12 protein-coding genes, 3 tRNA genes and 3 rRNA genes are annotated in these 17,053 nt (G+C 54.9%); 11 read left to right on the top strand and 7 right to left on the bottom strand.

The genetic code is table 11. The features are described from left to right. Window positions 1-44: 44 nt before the first annotated feature. The 6 genes from proS to metN all read right to left on the bottom strand — a co-directional run bounded on the left by proS (window position 45) and on the right by metN (window position 5,631). Window positions 45-1,763 (bottom strand): proline--tRNA ligase, encoded by a 1,719-nt coding sequence (gene proS, locus OHJ17_RS20560; protein ID WP_004151928.1) that lies wholly within the window; start codon window positions 1,761-1,763, stop codon window positions 45-47. Window positions 1,764-1,875: 112 nt separating this feature from the next. Continuing rightward, window positions 1,876-2,583 carry a tRNA (N6-threonylcarbamoyladenosine(37)-N6)-methyltransferase TrmO gene (gene tsaA / locus OHJ17_RS20555; RefSeq protein ID WP_004191907.1) on the bottom strand — a complete coding sequence of 236 codons (708 nt, stop codon included), beginning with the start codon at window positions 2,581-2,583 and terminating at the stop codon, window positions 1,876-1,878. Beyond that, entirely contained in the window at window positions 2,580-2,987 is a 408-nt protein-coding gene (rcsF, locus tag OHJ17_RS20550; protein WP_002889443.1) for an Rcs stress response system protein RcsF, read from the bottom strand. Before rcsF ends, tsaA begins: the two co-directional genes overlap by 4 nt. Window positions 2,988-3,094: 107 nt before the next feature. Beyond that, the gene (gene metQ / locus OHJ17_RS20545) at window positions 3,095-3,910 is read right to left on the bottom strand and encodes a methionine ABC transporter substrate-binding lipoprotein MetQ (protein ID WP_002889445.1); all 816 of its coding nucleotides are present in this window, start codon (window positions 3,908-3,910) and stop codon (window positions 3,095-3,097) included. Between the two features lie 43 nt (window positions 3,911-3,953). After that, window positions 3,954-4,607 (bottom strand): methionine ABC transporter permease MetI, encoded by a 654-nt coding sequence (locus tag OHJ17_RS20540; RefSeq protein ID WP_002889448.1) that lies wholly within the window; start codon window positions 4,605-4,607, stop codon window positions 3,954-3,956. Beyond that, on the bottom strand, window positions 4,600-5,631 hold the full coding sequence (gene metN / locus OHJ17_RS20535; RefSeq protein ID WP_002889450.1) for a methionine ABC transporter ATP-binding protein MetN: 1,032 nt from the start codon (window positions 5,629-5,631) through the stop codon (window positions 4,600-4,602). Before metN ends, OHJ17_RS20540 begins: the two co-directional genes overlap by 8 nt. Window positions 5,632-5,819: 188 nt before the next feature. Between metN and gmhB the strand changes: the two genes are divergently transcribed. The 8 genes from gmhB (at window position 5,820) to dkgB (ending at window position 13,032) form a co-directional block, all read left to right on the top strand. Continuing rightward, on the top strand, window positions 5,820-6,386 hold the full coding sequence (gmhB, locus tag OHJ17_RS20530) for a D-glycero-beta-D-manno-heptose 1,7-bisphosphate 7-phosphatase (protein WP_002889452.1): 567 nt from the start codon (window positions 5,820-5,822) through the stop codon (window positions 6,384-6,386). Window positions 6,387-6,754: 368 nt separating this feature from the next. Beyond that, window positions 6,755-8,294: ribosomal RNA gene (locus OHJ17_RS20525) — 16S ribosomal RNA — on the top strand. A gap of 71 nt (window positions 8,295-8,365) precedes the next feature. Beyond that, a tRNA-Ile gene (locus tag OHJ17_RS20520) sits at window positions 8,366-8,442 on the top strand. A gap of 36 nt (window positions 8,443-8,478) precedes the next feature. Beyond that, window positions 8,479-8,554, top strand: a tRNA-Ala gene (locus OHJ17_RS20515). Between the two features lie 169 nt (window positions 8,555-8,723). After that, window positions 8,724-11,625: ribosomal RNA gene (locus OHJ17_RS20510) — 23S ribosomal RNA — on the top strand. A 189-nt stretch (window positions 11,626-11,814) separates the two neighbouring features. Continuing rightward, a 5S ribosomal RNA gene (gene rrf / locus OHJ17_RS20505) occupies window positions 11,815-11,930 on the top strand. The 16S, 23S and 5S rRNA genes sit together here with 3 tRNA genes alongside, the layout of an rRNA operon. Before the next feature lie 57 nt (window positions 11,931-11,987). Further along, window positions 11,988-12,064 (top strand) — tRNA-Asp (locus OHJ17_RS20500). A gap of 164 nt (window positions 12,065-12,228) precedes the next feature. Beyond that, window positions 12,229-13,032, top strand: a complete 804-nt coding sequence (dkgB, locus tag OHJ17_RS20495; protein ID WP_002889598.1) for a 2,5-didehydrogluconate reductase DkgB — start codon at window positions 12,229-12,231, stop codon at window positions 13,030-13,032. A gap of 45 nt (window positions 13,033-13,077) precedes the next feature. On the opposite strand, the gene yafC is transcribed toward dkgB, so the two are convergent. After that, window positions 13,078-13,983, bottom strand: a complete 906-nt coding sequence (yafC, locus tag OHJ17_RS20490; RefSeq protein ID WP_002889616.1) for a DNA-binding transcriptional regulator YafC — start codon at window positions 13,981-13,983, stop codon at window positions 13,078-13,080. A 104-nt stretch (window positions 13,984-14,087) separates the two neighbouring features. Between yafC and OHJ17_RS20485 the strand changes: the two genes are divergently transcribed. The 3 genes from OHJ17_RS20485 (at window position 14,088) to OHJ17_RS20475 (ending at window position 17,040) form a co-directional block, all read left to right on the top strand. Then, window positions 14,088-15,278, top strand: coding sequence for an MFS transporter (locus OHJ17_RS20485; protein WP_004147174.1), 1,191 nt, complete (start codon window positions 14,088-14,090; stop codon window positions 15,276-15,278). 102 nt (window positions 15,279-15,380) lie between these two features. After that, the gene (locus OHJ17_RS20480) at window positions 15,381-16,178 is read left to right on the top strand and encodes an endonuclease/exonuclease/phosphatase family protein (RefSeq protein ID WP_002889629.1); all 798 of its coding nucleotides are present in this window, start codon (window positions 15,381-15,383) and stop codon (window positions 16,176-16,178) included. 91 nt (window positions 16,179-16,269) lie between these two features. After that, the gene (locus OHJ17_RS20475; protein WP_032432615.1) at window positions 16,270-17,040 is read left to right on the top strand and encodes a class I SAM-dependent methyltransferase; all 771 of its coding nucleotides are present in this window, start codon (window positions 16,270-16,272) and stop codon (window positions 17,038-17,040) included. Window positions 17,041-17,053 lie beyond the last annotated feature (13 nt).

Below are 17,053 nucleotides of genomic sequence, written 5' to 3'. Positions count from 1 at the left end.
AAAAAAAAAGGCCCTGACATCCGTTCAGGGCCCTGAGGTGGGTGTTAGCCTTTTATCGCTTTAACCAGATATTCCACAATATCCCCGGTCTTAATCAGCTGCTTCTCACCGTTGCGACGATACTTGTATTCGATATCATCGTTGTCGAGGTTACGATCGCCCAGCACGATGGTGTGCGGGATACCGATCAGCTCCATATCGGCGAACATCACGCCCGGACGCTCTTTACGATCGTCCATCAGCACTTCAATACCCTGGGCGCTCAGCTCGGCGTACAGTTTCTCCGCCAGCTCCTGCACACGGTAAGACTTGTGCATGTTCATCGGCAGGATCGCCACCTGGAACGGCGCAATCGCATCCGGCCAGACGATACCGCGATCGTCAAAGTTCTGCTCAATCGCCGCCGCTACCACGCGAGTCACCCCGATACCATAGCAGCCCATGGTCAGGATCTGGTTACGCCCATCTTCGCCCTGGACCGCGGCTTTCATCGCCTCGGAGTACTTCGTCCCCAGCTGGAAGATATGACCCACTTCGATACCGCGCTTAATAAGCAGGGTACCTTTACCGTCCGGGCTCGGGTCGCCGGCGACGACGTTACGGATGTCGGCCACTTCCGGCGTCGCGACATCGCGGTCCCAGTTGATGCCGAAGTAGTGTTTGCCATCGATATTGGCGCCAGCGGCGAAATCGCTCATCACCGCTACAGTACGGTCGATAATCACCGGAACCGGCATGTTCACCGGGCCCAGGGAGCCCGGACCGGCGTTCACCAGGGCGCGGATCTCTTCTTCGGTGGCGAAGGTCAGGGGGCTGGCGACCTGCGGCAGTTTTTCCGCTTTCACTTCGTTCAGCTCGTGATCGCCGCGCACCAGCAGGGCAACCAGCGGGGAAGCGCTATCTTCAACCGCTTTCACCAGCAGAGTTTTCACGGTTTTTTCGATCGGCAGGTTGAACTGCTCCACCAGCTCAGCGATGGTTTTGGCGTTCGGCGTATCGACCAGGGTCATCTCCTGGGTGGCGGCTGCGCGCGGCTCTTTCGGCGCAACGGCTTCCGCAAACTCGATGTTTGCCGCGTAGTCGGAGCTGTCGGAGAAGATCACATCGTCTTCGCCGCTCTGCGCCAGCACCTGGAATTCATGAGAGGCGCTGCCGCCGATAGAACCGGTGTCAGCCTGTACCGCGCGGAAATCCAGCCCCATACGGCTGAAGATTTTACTGTAAGCGGCATACATCGCGTCGTAGGTTTCCTGCAGCGATTCCTGCGAAGTATGGAAAGAGTAGGCATCTTTCATCAGGAATTCACGGGAGCGCATCACCCCGAAACGCGGGCGTACTTCGTCGCGGAATTTGGTCTGGATCTGATAGAAGTTCAGCGGCAGCTGTTTATAGGAGTTCAGCTCGTTGCGGATCAGATCGGTAATGACCTCTTCGTGGGTTGGGCCGAGGACGAACGGACGATCGCCGCGATCGGCAATGCGCAACAGTTCCGGGCCGTACTGCTCCCAGCGCCCGCTCTCCTGCCACAGTTCAGATGGCTGAACGACCGGCATTAACACCTCGATCGCACCGGCGTTGTTCATTTCTTCACGCACGATGTTTTCGACTTTTTTCAGGACGCGCACGCCGGTCGGCAGCCAGGTGTATAACCCGGAGGCCAGCTTGCGGATCATCCCGGCGCGCAGCATCAGCTGATGGCTGATTACCTCGGCGTCGGCAGGTGTCTCCTTCAGAGTGGAGAGCAGATATTGGCTAGTACGCATGTTGTAACGGTTCCAGTTAAACGAGCGGAACAGGCTGGTTGCCCAGCCTGAAACAAAAAAAGTGGTTTAGTTTACCAGTGTGGCAAAGATGCCAAAAGAGAGGAAAATAAAATTAGCGCGCTTCGAGGGCAAAGACTTCAAAACCGGAGGCAGTCACCCGCCAGCGGACGTTGAAATCCAGCAGCCAGACGGCATATGTTTTTCCCGCTTGTTCCTCTTTTCGGTAGGCCGGACGCGGATCCTGCGCCAGCACCTCGCGGATAAACGCTTTGATATGTGGGTAACGTTTTTCCAGCGTGAGTAACTGTGCGTCTATTTCCGGCGTAAAGCTGACGTTCATACCCGCCAGCGGCGCCTGCTGTGCATAGCTGGCGCTGGCGTCCGGCAGGGCTTCGGCGAAAGGAAGATACGGTTTGATATCAACCACCGGCGTCCCGTCGACGAGATCGAGGCTGCCGAGTTCCAGTATTACCTGATCTTTCTGACAGCGAATGCCCTTGAGCTCAACGAGCGACATGCCGATGGGATTAGGGCGAAACGTTGAACGGGTGGCGAAGACGCCCATCCGCGCATTGCCGCCCAGTCGGGGAGGTCGCACCGTCGGACGCCAACCGCCTGCCATTGTCTGATGAAACACAAACAGGATCCACAGATGGCTGAAGCTCTCCAGGCCACGCACGGCGTCGGCCTGGTTATAGGGCGCGACCAGATGGAGTTCTCCGCCGCCGTGTTTCACCAGGCCTGGCTGGCGAGGAACGGCAAACTTCTCTTTATACGGCGAACGGATGACGCCTATTTGCGCGAACTGAAATGCGCTCATTGCGCCGAGACGTTAAGCGCTGAACCCAGGCAAACGGCCTGACGGTAGCAGCCTGGCGTACCGCTGGTCACTTCGCAGCGGTGAAGCAGGACGGCATTGGCTTTCATACGCGCGGCATTAATTTGCAGGCGCTTGCGCGCGGTGGGGATATTCGGCGGAGAATCCTGATTCGAAGCCTGGCAGGACTCGCCAGATACTTCACCCAGATCGCGGAACGGTTTACCAACCAGCTCTGACGCATCGGTGTAAATACGTACTGGGGCCGGGCGGGTGGCGCGCGGTTTGCTCGGCTCAGATTTAACTGGCGGGGTTGCAGTGCTTTGAGCAGGCTCAACGGGAGATCTGCTTAGCATGGAACAACCGCTTAACATGAGTGCTAACAAACAGATCGGTAAAGCACGCATAGTATTTCCTCAATGAATAAAAAACAGGGCGTTATTGAATCAGGTGCTTGCATAAATGACAAGACGGGCGTGAAGCCCGTCCTGAATGATATTACGGTGAGAAAAGATTACCAGCCTTTCACGGCACCGCCGTTAAAGATCTTGTTCGCTGCTTCGTAAACTTCATCGCTCTGGTAAGCCTGAACGAATTTTTTCACATTCTCAGCATCTTTATTGTCTTCACGCGCCACAATCAGGTTCACGTAAGGAGACTCTTTACCTTCAACAAAGATGCCGTCTTTCGCCGGGGTCAGGCCAATCTGGCTGGCGTAAGTGGTGTTGATAACGGCCAGCGCAATCTGCGCATCGTCCAGGGAACGCGGCAGCTGCGGCGCCTCCAGTTCAACAATCTTCAGGTTTTTCGGGTTCTCGACGATGTCCAGCGAGGTCGGCAGCAGGCCTACGCCATCCTTCAGTTTGATCAGGCCCACCTGCTGCAGCAGCAGCAGAGAACGACCGAGGTTGGTCGGATCGTTAGGGACGGCGATCTGCGAGCCCGGCTGCAGTTCGTCCAGCGATTTGATTTTCTTCGAATAACCCGCGATCGGGTAGACGAAGGTGTTACCGACAGCCACCAGCTTATAGCCGCGGTCTTTAATCTGCTGATCGAGATACGGTTTATGCTGGAAGGCGTTCACGTCGATATCGCCTTTGCTCAGCGCTTCGTTCGGCAGAACGTAATCGTTGAAGGTCACCAGCTCAACATCGAGGCCATACTTCTCTTTTGCCACTTTCTGCGCAACTTCAGCGACCTGCTGTTCCGCCCCGACGATAACGCCGACTTTAATATGATTCGGATCTTTTTCATCCTGACCGCAACCCACCAGCGCCAGAGAACCGATTAACGCGCCAACTGCCGCAAAAGTTTTGAAATTAAAGGCCATGTTATTTCCTTCCTGTAAGAATGAGTGTTGTCTGCCAATAACGTTATTTGTGAGTCACAGCCCGGACGATGCGATCGCCAGAGAATTGAATTAAATAAACCAGAACAACCAGCAATACCAGTACGGTATTCATCACGGTGGCGTTATATCCAATATAGCCATACTGATAACCAATCTGACCCAGGCCACCGGCGCCCACCGCGCCGCCCATTGCGGAATAACCCACTAGCGTGATGAGCGTGATGGTGGCGGCGTTGACCAGACCCGGCAGTGCTTCAGGTAGCAGGACTTTGCGCACGATCTGCAGCGGCGTGGCACCCATCGCGCGGGAGGCTTCAATAAGGCCGGTGGGGATTTCCAGCAGGGCGTTCTCCACCATGCGGGCGATAAACGGCGCGGCGCCAACTGTTAATGGCACAATCGCTGCCTGCAGGCCGATAGAGGTACCGACGATCACGCGGGTAAACGGAATCATCCAGACCAGCAGGATAATGAACGGGATGGAGCGGAAAATATTCACCAGCGCCGACAGCGTGCGGTACAGTTTGGCATTGGCGACGATTTGCCCCGGACGGGTAACGTACAGCAGCACGCCCACCGGCAGGCCGAGGACAAAACCGAAGAAGCCAGAGACAAAAGTCATTGCCAGCGTTTCCCATACGCCGCGCAATAGCAGCCACATCATTGCCTCAGACATAACCCAATACCTCTACTTTTACATGATGTTCCTGCAGCCAGGCGATGGCCGCCTGAGTGTCTTCCTGTGTACCGTGCATTTCGGTGAGCATGATGCCGAACTTCACCCCGCCGGCATAATCCATCTGCGCGCTGATAATGTTGTTATTCACGTTGAAGCGACGCGCGGTTTCAGAGAGCAGCGGCGCATCGACGGAGTGGCCGGTAAATTCCATGCGCAGCATCGGTACGCTATCCGCTGTGGCGGTAGGTTTCAGGCGCGCCTGATAGTCATCCGGAATATCGAGGTGCAGAGTGGACTGAATAAACTGCTGAGCCAGCGGCGTCTTCGGATGGGAGAAGACTTCGCTCACGGTGTCCTGCTCGATCAATTGACCATTACTAATGACCGCCACGCAGTCGCAGATACGTTTAACCACGTCCATTTCATGGGTGATCAACAGAATGGTCAGCCCCAGACGACGGTTAATGTCTTTCAGCAGTTCGAGAATGGAACGGGTAGTGGCCGGATCCAGGGCGCTGGTGGCTTCATCGCACAGCAATACTTTAGGATTGCTGGCCAGCGCGCGGGCAATCGCCACGCGCTGTTTCTGGCCGCCGGAGAGGTTGGCCGGGTAGCTGTCGTGCTTATCACCCAGGCCGACAAGATCCAGCAGCTCCGTGACACGGCGTTTGATTTCAGCCTGCGGCGTGTTATCCAGCTCCAGGGGTAATGCCACGTTGCCGAAAACGGTCCGCGAGGCCAACAGGTTAAAATGCTGGAAAATCATGCCAATTTGACGGCGAGCGCGGGTTAGCTCTTTCTCCGACAGGGCAGTCAGTTCCTGACCGTCAACCTGTACGCTGCCCTCGGTCGGGCGCTCCAGCAGGTTCACGCAGCGAATCAGCGTACTTTTACCGGCGCCGGAGGCACCGATGACGCCGTAAATCTGTCCGGCAGGGACATGCAGGCTGACGTTATTCAGCGCCTGAATGCTGCGATTCCCCTGCTGGAATACTTTGGTGATATTGGAAAGTTTAATCATCAGTTATTTATTATCGTTTAGCCGTTTGCCGTGGCATTTTCTTCTGCCGTATCCAGGCGATGCCTGGCAATGAAATGGATGTTAAGGCATCCAGACGTCTAAATCAATCTGACTCTTTATAATGAGCACTTTCTTGCATGCGGAAACATGCGATACTAGCGGCACTAGTCTTTTTCAGGAGCAAACCGGTGGCAAAGTCAGTACCCGCAATTTTTCTCGACCGTGACGGCACTATTAATGTCGATCATGGCTACGTCCACGAAATCGACAATTTTGAATTTATCGATGGCGTCATTGACGCGATGCGCGAACTAAAAGAGATGGGCTACGCGCTGGTGCTGGTCACTAACCAGTCCGGTATTGCCCGCGGTAAATTTACCGAAGCCCAGTTTGAAACGCTGACCGAATGGATGGACTGGTCTCTGGCAGACCGCGGCGTCGACCTCGACGGTATCTACTATTGCCCGCATCACCCGCAGGGTGCGGTTGAGGAGTACCGCCAGACCTGTGATTGTCGTAAACCGCATCCGGGGATGCTGATTTCCGCCCGCGACTATCTGCATATCGATATGGCTGCTTCTTATATGGTAGGGGACAAACTGGAAGATATGCAGGCGGCAGCGGCTGCGGATGTCGGGACTAAAGTACTGGTGCGCACCGGTAAACCCCTGACTGAAGAAGCGGAAAAAGCGGCGGATTGGGTGCTAAATAGCCTGGCAGAGCTGCCGGCGGCGATTAAAAAGCAGCAAAAATAAGCGTTGCGTTTAAAAGATGAGCGGTTGAAATAAAATTGTATTTTTCCGCTTGTCATTCCCGGAGAGCTCCCTATAATGCGCCTCCATCGACACGGCAGATGTGAATCACTTCACACAAACAGCCGGTTCGGTTGCAGAGAAAAATCCTGAAAAACGGGTTGACTCTGAAAGAGGAAAGCGTAATATACGCCACCTCGCGACAGAGCGCTAAAGCGCGTCGCAACTGCTCTTTAACAATTTATCAGACAATCTGTGTGGGCACTCAAAGTGACATGGATTCTTAACGTCCTCGGACGAAAAATGAATACCAAGTCTCAAGAGTGAACACGTAATTCATTACGAAGTTTAATTCTTTGAGCATCAAACTTAAATTGAAGAGTTTGATCATGGCTCAGATTGAACGCTGGCGGCAGGCCTAACACATGCAAGTCGAGCGGTAGCACAGAGAGCTTGCTCTCGGGTGACGAGCGGCGGACGGGTGAGTAATGTCTGGGAAACTGCCTGATGGAGGGGGATAACTACTGGAAACGGTAGCTAATACCGCATAATGTCGCAAGACCAAAGTGGGGGACCTTCGGGCCTCATGCCATCAGATGTGCCCAGATGGGATTAGCTAGTAGGTGGGGTAACGGCTCACCTAGGCGACGATCCCTAGCTGGTCTGAGAGGATGACCAGCCACACTGGAACTGAGACACGGTCCAGACTCCTACGGGAGGCAGCAGTGGGGAATATTGCACAATGGGCGCAAGCCTGATGCAGCCATGCCGCGTGTGTGAAGAAGGCCTTCGGGTTGTAAAGCACTTTCAGCGGGGAGGAAGGCGTTAAGGTTAATAACCTTGGCGATTGACGTTACCCGCAGAAGAAGCACCGGCTAACTCCGTGCCAGCAGCCGCGGTAATACGGAGGGTGCAAGCGTTAATCGGAATTACTGGGCGTAAAGCGCACGCAGGCGGTCTGTCAAGTCGGATGTGAAATCCCCGGGCTCAACCTGGGAACTGCATTCGAAACTGGCAGGCTAGAGTCTTGTAGAGGGGGGTAGAATTCCAGGTGTAGCGGTGAAATGCGTAGAGATCTGGAGGAATACCGGTGGCGAAGGCGGCCCCCTGGACAAAGACTGACGCTCAGGTGCGAAAGCGTGGGGAGCAAACAGGATTAGATACCCTGGTAGTCCACGCCGTAAACGATGTCGATTTGGAGGTTGTGCCCTTGAGGCGTGGCTTCCGGAGCTAACGCGTTAAATCGACCGCCTGGGGAGTACGGCCGCAAGGTTAAAACTCAAATGAATTGACGGGGGCCCGCACAAGCGGTGGAGCATGTGGTTTAATTCGATGCAACGCGAAGAACCTTACCTGGTCTTGACATCCACAGAACTTTCCAGAGATGGATTGGTGCCTTCGGGAACTGTGAGACAGGTGCTGCATGGCTGTCGTCAGCTCGTGTTGTGAAATGTTGGGTTAAGTCCCGCAACGAGCGCAACCCTTATCCTTTGTTGCCAGCGGTTCGGCCGGGAACTCAAAGGAGACTGCCAGTGATAAACTGGAGGAAGGTGGGGATGACGTCAAGTCATCATGGCCCTTACGACCAGGGCTACACACGTGCTACAATGGCATATACAAAGAGAAGCGACCTCGCGAGAGCAAGCGGACCTCATAAAGTATGTCGTAGTCCGGATTGGAGTCTGCAACTCGACTCCATGAAGTCGGAATCGCTAGTAATCGTAGATCAGAATGCTACGGTGAATACGTTCCCGGGCCTTGTACACACCGCCCGTCACACCATGGGAGTGGGTTGCAAAAGAAGTAGGTAGCTTAACCTTCGGGAGGGCGCTTACCACTTTGTGATTCATGACTGGGGTGAAGTCGTAACAAGGTAACCGTAGGGGAACCTGCGGTTGGATCACCTCCTTACCTTAAAGAACCTGCCTTTGCAGTGCTCACACAGATTGTCTGATGAAAATAGAGCAGTAAGTAATCTCTGCAGGCTTGTAGCTCAGGTGGTTAGAGCGCACCCCTGATAAGGGTGAGGTCGGTGGTTCAAGTCCACTCAGGCCTACCAAATTTGCGAAGCAAATTTGAAGAGGTTGCAAACGATGGGGCTATAGCTCAGCTGGGAGAGCGCCTGCTTTGCACGCAGGAGGTCTGCGGTTCGATCCCGCATAGCTCCACCATCTTTACTGCGAACACAAGAAAACTTCAGAGTGAACCTGAAAAGGTGCACTGCGAAGTTTTGCTCTTTAAAAATCTGGATCAAGCTGAAAATTGAAACGACACACAGTCAATGTGTGTTCGAGTCTCTCAAATTTTCGCAATCAGAAGTGAAACATCTTCGGGTTGTGAGGTTAAGCGACTAAGCGTACACGGTGGATGCCCTGGCAGTCAGAGGCGATGAAGGACGTGCTAATCTGCGAAAAGCGTCGGTAAGGTGATATGAACCGTTACAGCCGGCGATGTCCGAATGGGGAAACCCAGTGCAATTCGTTGCACTATCGTTAACTGAATACATAGGTTAACGAGGCGAACCGGGGGAACTGAAACATCTAAGTACCCCGAGGAAAAGAAATCAACCGAGATTCCCCCAGTAGCGGCGAGCGAACGGGGAGCAGCCCAGAGTCTGAATCAGCTTGTGTGTTAGTGGAACGGTCTGGAAAGTCCGACGGTACAGGGTGATAGTCCCGTACACCAAAATGCACAGGCTGTGAACTCGAAGAGTAGGGCGGGACACGTGGTATCCTGTCTGAATATGGGGGGACCATCCTCCAAGGCTAAATACTCCTGACTGACCGATAGTGAACCAGTACCGTGAGGGAAAGGCGAAAAGAACCCCGGCGAGGGGAGTGAAAAAGAACCTGAAACCGTGTACGTACAAGCAGTGGGAGCACCTTCGGGTGTGACTGCGTACCTTTTGTATAATGGGTCAGCGACTTATATTCTGTAGCAAGGTTAACCGTATAGGGGAGCCGCAGGGAAACCGAGTCTTAACTGGGCGTTAAGTTGCAGGGTATAGACCCGAAACCCGGTGATCTAGCCATGGGCAGGTTGAAGGTTGGGTAACACTAACTGGAGGACCGAACCGACTAATGTTGAAAAATTAGCGGATGACTTGTGGCTGGGGGTGAAAGGCCAATCAAACCGGGAGATAGCTGGTTCTCCCCGAAAGCTATTTAGGTAGCGCCTCGTGAATTCATCTTCGGGGGTAGAGCACTGTTTCGGCTAGGGGGTCATCCCGACTTACCAACCCGATGCAAACTACGAATACCGAAGAATGTTATCACGGGAGACACACGGCGGGTGCTAACGTCCGTCGTGAAGAGGGAAACAACCCAGACCGCCAGCTAAGGTCCCAAAGTCATGGTTAAGTGGGAAACGATGTGGGAAGGCACAGACAGCCAGGATGTTGGCTTAGAAGCAGCCATCATTTAAAGAAAGCGTAATAGCTCACTGGTCGAGTCGGCCTGCGCGGAAGATGTAACGGGGCTAAACCATGCACCGAAGCTGCGGCAGCGACACTATGTGTTGTTGGGTAGGGGAGCGTTCTGTAAGCCTGCGAAGGTGACCTGTGAGGGTTGCTGGAGGTATCAGAAGTGCGAATGCTGACATAAGTAACGATAAAGCGGGTGAAAAGCCCGCTCGCCGGAAGACCAAGGGTTCCTGTCCAACGTTAATCGGGGCAGGGTGAGTCGACCCCTAAGGCGAGGCCGAAAGGCGTAGTCGATGGGAAACAGGTTAATATTCCTGTACTTGGTGTTACTGCGAAGGGGGGACGGAGAAGGCTATGTTAGCCGGGCGACGGTTGTCCCGGTTTAAGCATGTAGGCTGGTTATCCAGGCAAATCCGGATAATCAAGGCTGAGGTGTGATGACGAGGCACTACGGTGCTGAAGTAACAAATGCCCTGCTTCCAGGAAAAGCCTCTAAGCATCAGGTAACATCAAATCGTACCCCAAACCGACACAGGTGGTCAGGTAGAGAATACCAAGGCGCTTGAGAGAACTCGGGTGAAGGAACTAGGCAAAATGGTGCCGTAACTTCGGGAGAAGGCACGCTGGTGTGTAGGTGAAGTCCCTGCGGATGGAGCTGAGACCAGTCGAAGATACCAGCTGGCTGCAACTGTTTATTAAAAACACAGCACTGTGCAAACACGAAAGTGGACGTATACGGTGTGACGCCTGCCCGGTGCCGGAAGGTTAATTGATGGGGTTATCCGTAAGGAGAAGCTCTTGATCGAAGCCCCGGTAAACGGCGGCCGTAACTATAACGGTCCTAAGGTAGCGAAATTCCTTGTCGGGTAAGTTCCGACCTGCACGAATGGCGTAATGATGGCCAGGCTGTCTCCACCCGAGACTCAGTGAAATTGAACTCGCTGTGAAGATGCAGTGTACCCGCGGCAAGACGGAAAGACCCCGTGAACCTTTACTATAGCTTGACACTGAACATTGAGCCTTGATGTGTAGGATAGGTGGGAGGCTTTGAAGCGTGGACGCCAGTCTGCGTGGAGCCAACCTTGAAATACCACCCTTTAATGTTTGATGTTCTAACGTTGGCCCCTTACCGGGGTTGCGGACAGTGTCTGGTGGGTAGTTTGACTGGGGCGGTCTCCTCCCAAAGCGTAACGGAGGAGCACGAAGGTTAGCTAATCCTGGTCGGACATCAGGAGGTTAGTGCAATGGCATAAGCTAGCTTGACTGCGAGCGTGACGGCGCGAGCAGGTGCGAAAGCAGGTCATAGTGATCCGGTGGTTCTGAATGGAAGGGCCATCGCTCAACGGATAAAAGGTACTCCGGGGATAACAGGCTGATACCGCCCAAGAGTTCATATCGACGGCGGTGTTTGGCACCTCGATGTCGGCTCATCACATCCTGGGGCTGAAGTAGGTCCCAAGGGTATGGCTGTTCGCCATTTAAAGTGGTACGCGAGCTGGGTTTAGAACGTCGTGAGACAGTTCGGTCCCTATCTGCCGTGGGCGCTGGAGAATTGAGGGGGGCTGCTCCTAGTACGAGAGGACCGGAGTGGACGCATCACTGGTGTTCGGGTTGTCATGCCAATGGCACTGCCCGGTAGCTAAATGCGGAAGAGATAAGTGCTGAAAGCATCTAAGCACGAAACTTGCCCCGAGATGAGTTCTCCCTGAGACTTTAAGTCTCCTGAAGGAACGTTAAAGACGATGACGTTGATAGGCCGGGTGTGTAAGCGCAGCGATGCGTTGAGCTAACCGGTACTAATGAACCGTGAGGCTTAACCTTACAACGCCGAAGATGTTTTGGCGATTTGAGAGAATTTTCAGCTCTGATTCAGAGTCCGAAGGATTTTGCGCTGAGACAAGGCGGCAAACGACGCGATGGAAGGAGCATACATAAGTATGTGACTGACACTCGCGAGAGCAGCCAACGCAGTATAAGCGCAAAAGACACAGGACGAGCACAAAGAATTTGCCTGGCGGCACTAGCGCGGTGGTCCCACCTGACCCCATGCCGAACTCAGAAGTGAAACGCCGTAGCGCCGATGGTAGTGTGGGGTCTCCCCATGTGAGAGTAGGGAACTGCCAGGCATCAAATTGCAGTAAGCCGGGGTGACAACCGGTGGTAAAAAAGCGAAGAAATTCGGTGGAGCGGTAGTTCAGTCGGTTAGAATACCTGCCTGTCACGCAGGGGGTCGCGGGTTCGAGTCCCGTCCGTTCCGCCACTTATTAAGAGCCCTGAGCATTTGCTCAGGGCTTTTTTGTTTGATCTGTTCTCTATTATTGCTAATTCAGCAAAAATCCTCTGCATTAATCGCTCTTTTTCCCCTCCACACCATCAGCCATAATTTCATCCGTTAACCGAAATGAATAAATAACGAGGAAAATCATGGCAATCCCTGCATTTGGTCTTGGCACCTTCCGTCTGAAAGATGATGTTGTTATCGCATCCGTAAAAACCGCGCTGGAGCTGGGCTATCGTGCTATCGACACCGCGCAAATCTATGACAACGAAGCCGCGGTGGGTCAGGCTATCGCCGAAAGCGGCGTGCCGCGTGATGAGCTGTTCATCACTACCAAAATCTGGATCGAGAACCTGAGCAAAGACAAACTCATCGCCAGCCTGCAAGAAAGTCTGCAGAAGCTGCGCACGGACTATGTTGACCTGACGCTCATCCACTGGCCGGCACCGAACGATGCGGTTGCCGTTGAAGAGTTTATGGCAGCCTTGATGGAAGCGAAGAAGCTGGGTCTGACCCGTCAGATTGGTATCTCCAACTTCACTATTCCACTGATGGAGCGCGCGATTGCCGCCGTTGGCGCTGAAAACATTGCGACCAACCAGATTGAACTCTCGCCGTATCTGCAAAACCGTAAAGTCGTCGACTGGGCACGTGAGCACGGCATCCACATCACCTCTTACATGACGCTGGCTTATGGTAAGGCGCTGAAAGATGAAGTGATTGCCCGTATCGCGGCGAAACATAATGCGACTCCGGCGCAGGTTATCCTGGCATGGGCGATGGGCGAGGGGTACGCGGTGATCCCGTCCTCGACGAAGCGTGATAACCTGGCCAGCAACCTGAAGGCGCTGGATCTGCAGTTGGATGATGAAGATCGACAGGCGATCGCTGCGCTGGATTGCAACGATCGGCTGGTGAGCCCGGAAGGTCTGGCGCCGCAGTGGGATTAATCACTCGCTACCGGTATGCCGTTCGCCTTGCAGACCGAGATGGTATTACGACAGCTCCTTCGGGAGCTGTTTTACGTGGTCGCTCAGAAAATCAATAAATGCCCTGATGCGAGTGCTGACCGCCCGGTCGCTGTAATAGACGGCACTGAAAGGCATTTCCACCGGTAAGCGCTTATCCGCCAGTAGCTCGACAAACTCTCCGCTGGCAATCTCTTTATCCACCATGTAATCCGACAGGCAGGCAATACCGTTGCCGGTCAGGCACAGCTGCTTGAGCGTTTCGCCGCTATTGGATGACACCGCCGCTTCGATCTCTAACAGCTGGCCATCGCAACAGGAGACCGGCCAGGTATTCAGCGATACCGGCTCGGTGAAGCCGAGGCAGTGATGCTGTTTCAGATCGGATGGATGCTGCGGCATACCGTAGCGCGCGACATAGTCGGGCGAGGCGACGATCTTACGATAGCTGGTAAACAGCGGTCGGGCGCGCAGGCTGGAATCCGTTAAGGTCCCGGCCCGAATGGCCACATCCACTTTCCGTTCAATCAGATTGATAAACGTCTCAGACGAGACGAGCGACAGCGTCATTTCCGGGTAGCGCTCGCGAAATGGCTTCACCAGCGGCATGAGAAAATGCAGCATCACCGGCGTCGCGGCATCTACCCGCAGCAGGCCCCGCGGCGTCGTGCGCGTCTCCAGCAGATCGTTCTCTGCCGCCGCCATTTCCTGCAAGACCACCTGCATCCGGCGAAAGTAGCGCTCGCCTTCTTCTGTCAGGCTGAGCTGGCGGGTGGTCCGATTGAGCAGGCTTACGCCTAGCTTTGATTCCAGCTTTTTGACCGCCCGGCTGACGGCGGAGTTGGCCTGTCCGAGCTGCTCGGCCGCCCGGCTGAAACTCCCGCTTTCCACCACCGCCACAAAGATGGCGATCTCCTCTGATGTGGCTCTCATTATTGCACCTATAGCAAAATTCTATTGATACTTTGATAGTTTTTGTTATTTATACAACCCTTCATACTACGTGTCATCTTAATCCTGATGCTACGGAGTAAATTATGCCACTGGCGCTATTTGCCTTAACCATCGGTGCCTTCGCAATTGGCACCACTGAATTTGTGATTGTCGGCCTGGTCCCGACCATTGCTCAGCAACTCTCTATCTCCCTGCCTTCGGCGGGACTGCTGGTCTCTATCTACGCGCTGGGCGTGGCGATCGGCGCTCCGGTGCTGACGGCGTTGACCGGGCGTATGCCGCGTAAACAGCTGCTGCTGGCGTTGATGGTCCTGTTTACGGCGGGTAATGTGCTGGCCTGGCAGGCCCCTGGCTATGAAACGCTGATCCTGGCGCGACTGCTGACCGGCCTGGCACACGGCGTGTTCTTCTCTATTGGCTCGACAATTGCTACCAGCCTGGTGGCAAAAGAGAAAGCGGCCTCGGCCATCGCCATTATGTTCGGCGGCCTGACGGTCGCGCTGGTAACCGGGGTACCGTTCGGGACTTTCATCGGCCAGCATTTTGGCTGGCGGGAAACGTTCCTCGCGGTATCGATTCTGGGCGTCATTGCCCTTATCAGCAGCCTGATTCTGGTACCGAATAATATTCCGGGCCGCGCCAGCGCCAGCCTGCGCGATCAGATGAAAGTATTAACTCATCCTCGCCTGCTGATGATCTACGCCATTACCGCGCTGGGCTACGGCGGCGTGTTTACCGCCTTTACCTTCCTTGCGCCGATGATGCAGGAGCTGGCCGGTTTCAGTCCGTCAGCGGTGAGCTGGATCCTGCTGGGCTATGGTGTCTCGGTCGCTATCGGTAATGTGTGGGGGGGCAAACTGGCCGATAAGCATGGCGCCGTCTCCGCGCTGAAGTTTATCTTCGCTGCGCTGGTGGTGCTGCTGCTGGTCTTCCAGTTGACCGCCAGCGTTCACTATGCCGCGCTGGCAACGGTACTGGTGATGGGCATCTTCGCCTTCGGCAACGTGCCGGGTTTGCAGGTGTATGTGGTGCAAAAAGCAGAGCAGTACACGCCTGGCGCCGTCGACGTCGCTTCCGGCCTGAATATTGCCGCCTTTAACGTCGGCATTGCTCTGGGGTCCATCGTCGGCGGACAGACGGTCGAGCGGTACGGTCTGGCGCAGACGCCGTGGATTGGCGCGATGATTGTGCTGGTCGCTTTGCTGTTGGTGGTCCTGAGCGGACGTTTAGATAAATTGCCACGCCGTTCGGCAGCGCTTTCTCCCGAAGGCTAAGGGTTTCTCGCAATTTGCATTGAAAGTGTATGGGAAAATCCCTATAACAGAATAACCAGTCGTCGTCGGGCTGGTTTCTGTTATCGAGGATTAATGCCCAAATTGCGAAAGAACACCTACGCCATGCGCTATGTCGCCGGACAACCTGCGGAGAGAATATTGCCTCCGGGGGCGTTTGCGGGCGTGAGTCCGGTTTATCCCGCCGGTACGCCATTAAGCAGCGATGAGAAGATCCGCGTGCTGGTATGGAATATCTTCAAGCAGCAGCGCGCAGAGTGGCAGTCGGTCCTCAAAAATTTCGGCAAAGATGCGCATTTGGTCCTGTTGCAGGAGGCGCAAACCACCCCAGAACTGGTCCGGTTCGCGACTTCAAACTATCTGGCCGCCGATCAGGTGCCGGCGCTGGTATTGCCGCAGCATCCTTCCGGCGTAATGACGCTGGCCTCCGCGCACCCCATCTATTGCTGTCCGCTGCGCGAGCGCGAGCCTATTTTGCGATTGCCGAAATCGGCGTTAGTGACCGTTTATCCGCTGCCGGATGCGCGGTTGTTGATGGTAGTCAATATCCATGCCGTCAACTTTAGCCTTGGCGTCGACGTCTACAGCAAACAGCTGCTGCCAATTGGCGATCAGATCGCCCATCACAGCGGGCCGGTGATCATGGCCGGCGACTTCAATGCCTGGAGCCGGCCGCGGATGAATGCGCTGTACCGCTTTGCGCGTGAGATGTCGTTACGCGAAGTTCGTTTCTCAGACGATCAGCGCCGCCGCGCGTTTGGTCGTCCCCTCGATTTTGTGTTCTACCGTGGGTTAAGCGTGCACGATGCTTCCGTGCTGGTGACCCGCGCCTCCGACCACAACCCGCTACTAGTCGAATTCAGTCCCGGCAAGCCTGATTAATTTAAGGTTGGTCAGGCCTGCCATGGGGCAGGCCTGCGCATGCATGGTGCTGCCTTTTATTACTCAAAAAAAACCGTAAGGACAAGACAACATGACAACACGCTCTCACCATGACAACGTCGAAAAGCAGTTCGGCTCCCAGGCCAGCGCCTATCTGACCAGCGCCGTACACGCCTCTGGTCGCGATCTGCAGCGGCTGGCGGAACGGCTGGCTGATTTTCCTCAGGCGAAAGTGCTGGATATGGGCTGCGGGGCAGGGCACGCCAGCTTTACCGCGGCGGGACAGGTTGCCGAGGTGACCGCCTATGATTTATCGAGCCAGATGCTGGAGGTCGTTGCCGCCGCGGCAAAGGAGAAAGGTTTTAGCAATATCGTGACCCAGCAGGGGTACGCCGAAACGCTGCCGTTCGCTGATGCCTGCTTTGATGTGGTGATTAGCCGCTACTCCGCTCACCACTGGCATGACGTTGGCCAGGCGCTGCGTGAGGTGAAACGTGTTCTCAAGCCGGGCGGGGTGATTATCGTGATGGACGTGATGTCGCCGGGTCATCCGGTACGTGATGTCTGGCTGCAGACGGTGGAAGCCCTGCGCGACACCTCGCATGTGCGTAATTATTCCAGCGGCGAGTGGTTGACGCTGGCGACTGAAGCGGGGCTGGTGGTTAACCAGTTGTTGACCGATCGCCTGCCGCTGGAGTTCAGTTCATGGGTGGCGCGGATGCGTACTTCTGAGCCGCTGGTGGAGGCGATTCGCTTATATCAGCAGAGCGCTTCGGCGGAGGTCAAAGCGTACTTCGAGTTACAGGAGGACGGATCGTTTACCAGCGATACCATTCTGTTCGAAGCGCATAAAGCGGTTTAATTTAGGCAACAAG

Source organism: Klebsiella sp. KP20-425-1 (assembly GCF_025813515.1).
Taxonomy (GTDB): Bacteria; Pseudomonadota; Gammaproteobacteria; order Enterobacterales; family Enterobacteriaceae; genus Klebsiella; species Klebsiella pneumoniae.
Note: the sequence above shows the minus strand (reverse complement) of the source record. Positions and strands in the feature narration are given on the sequence as shown.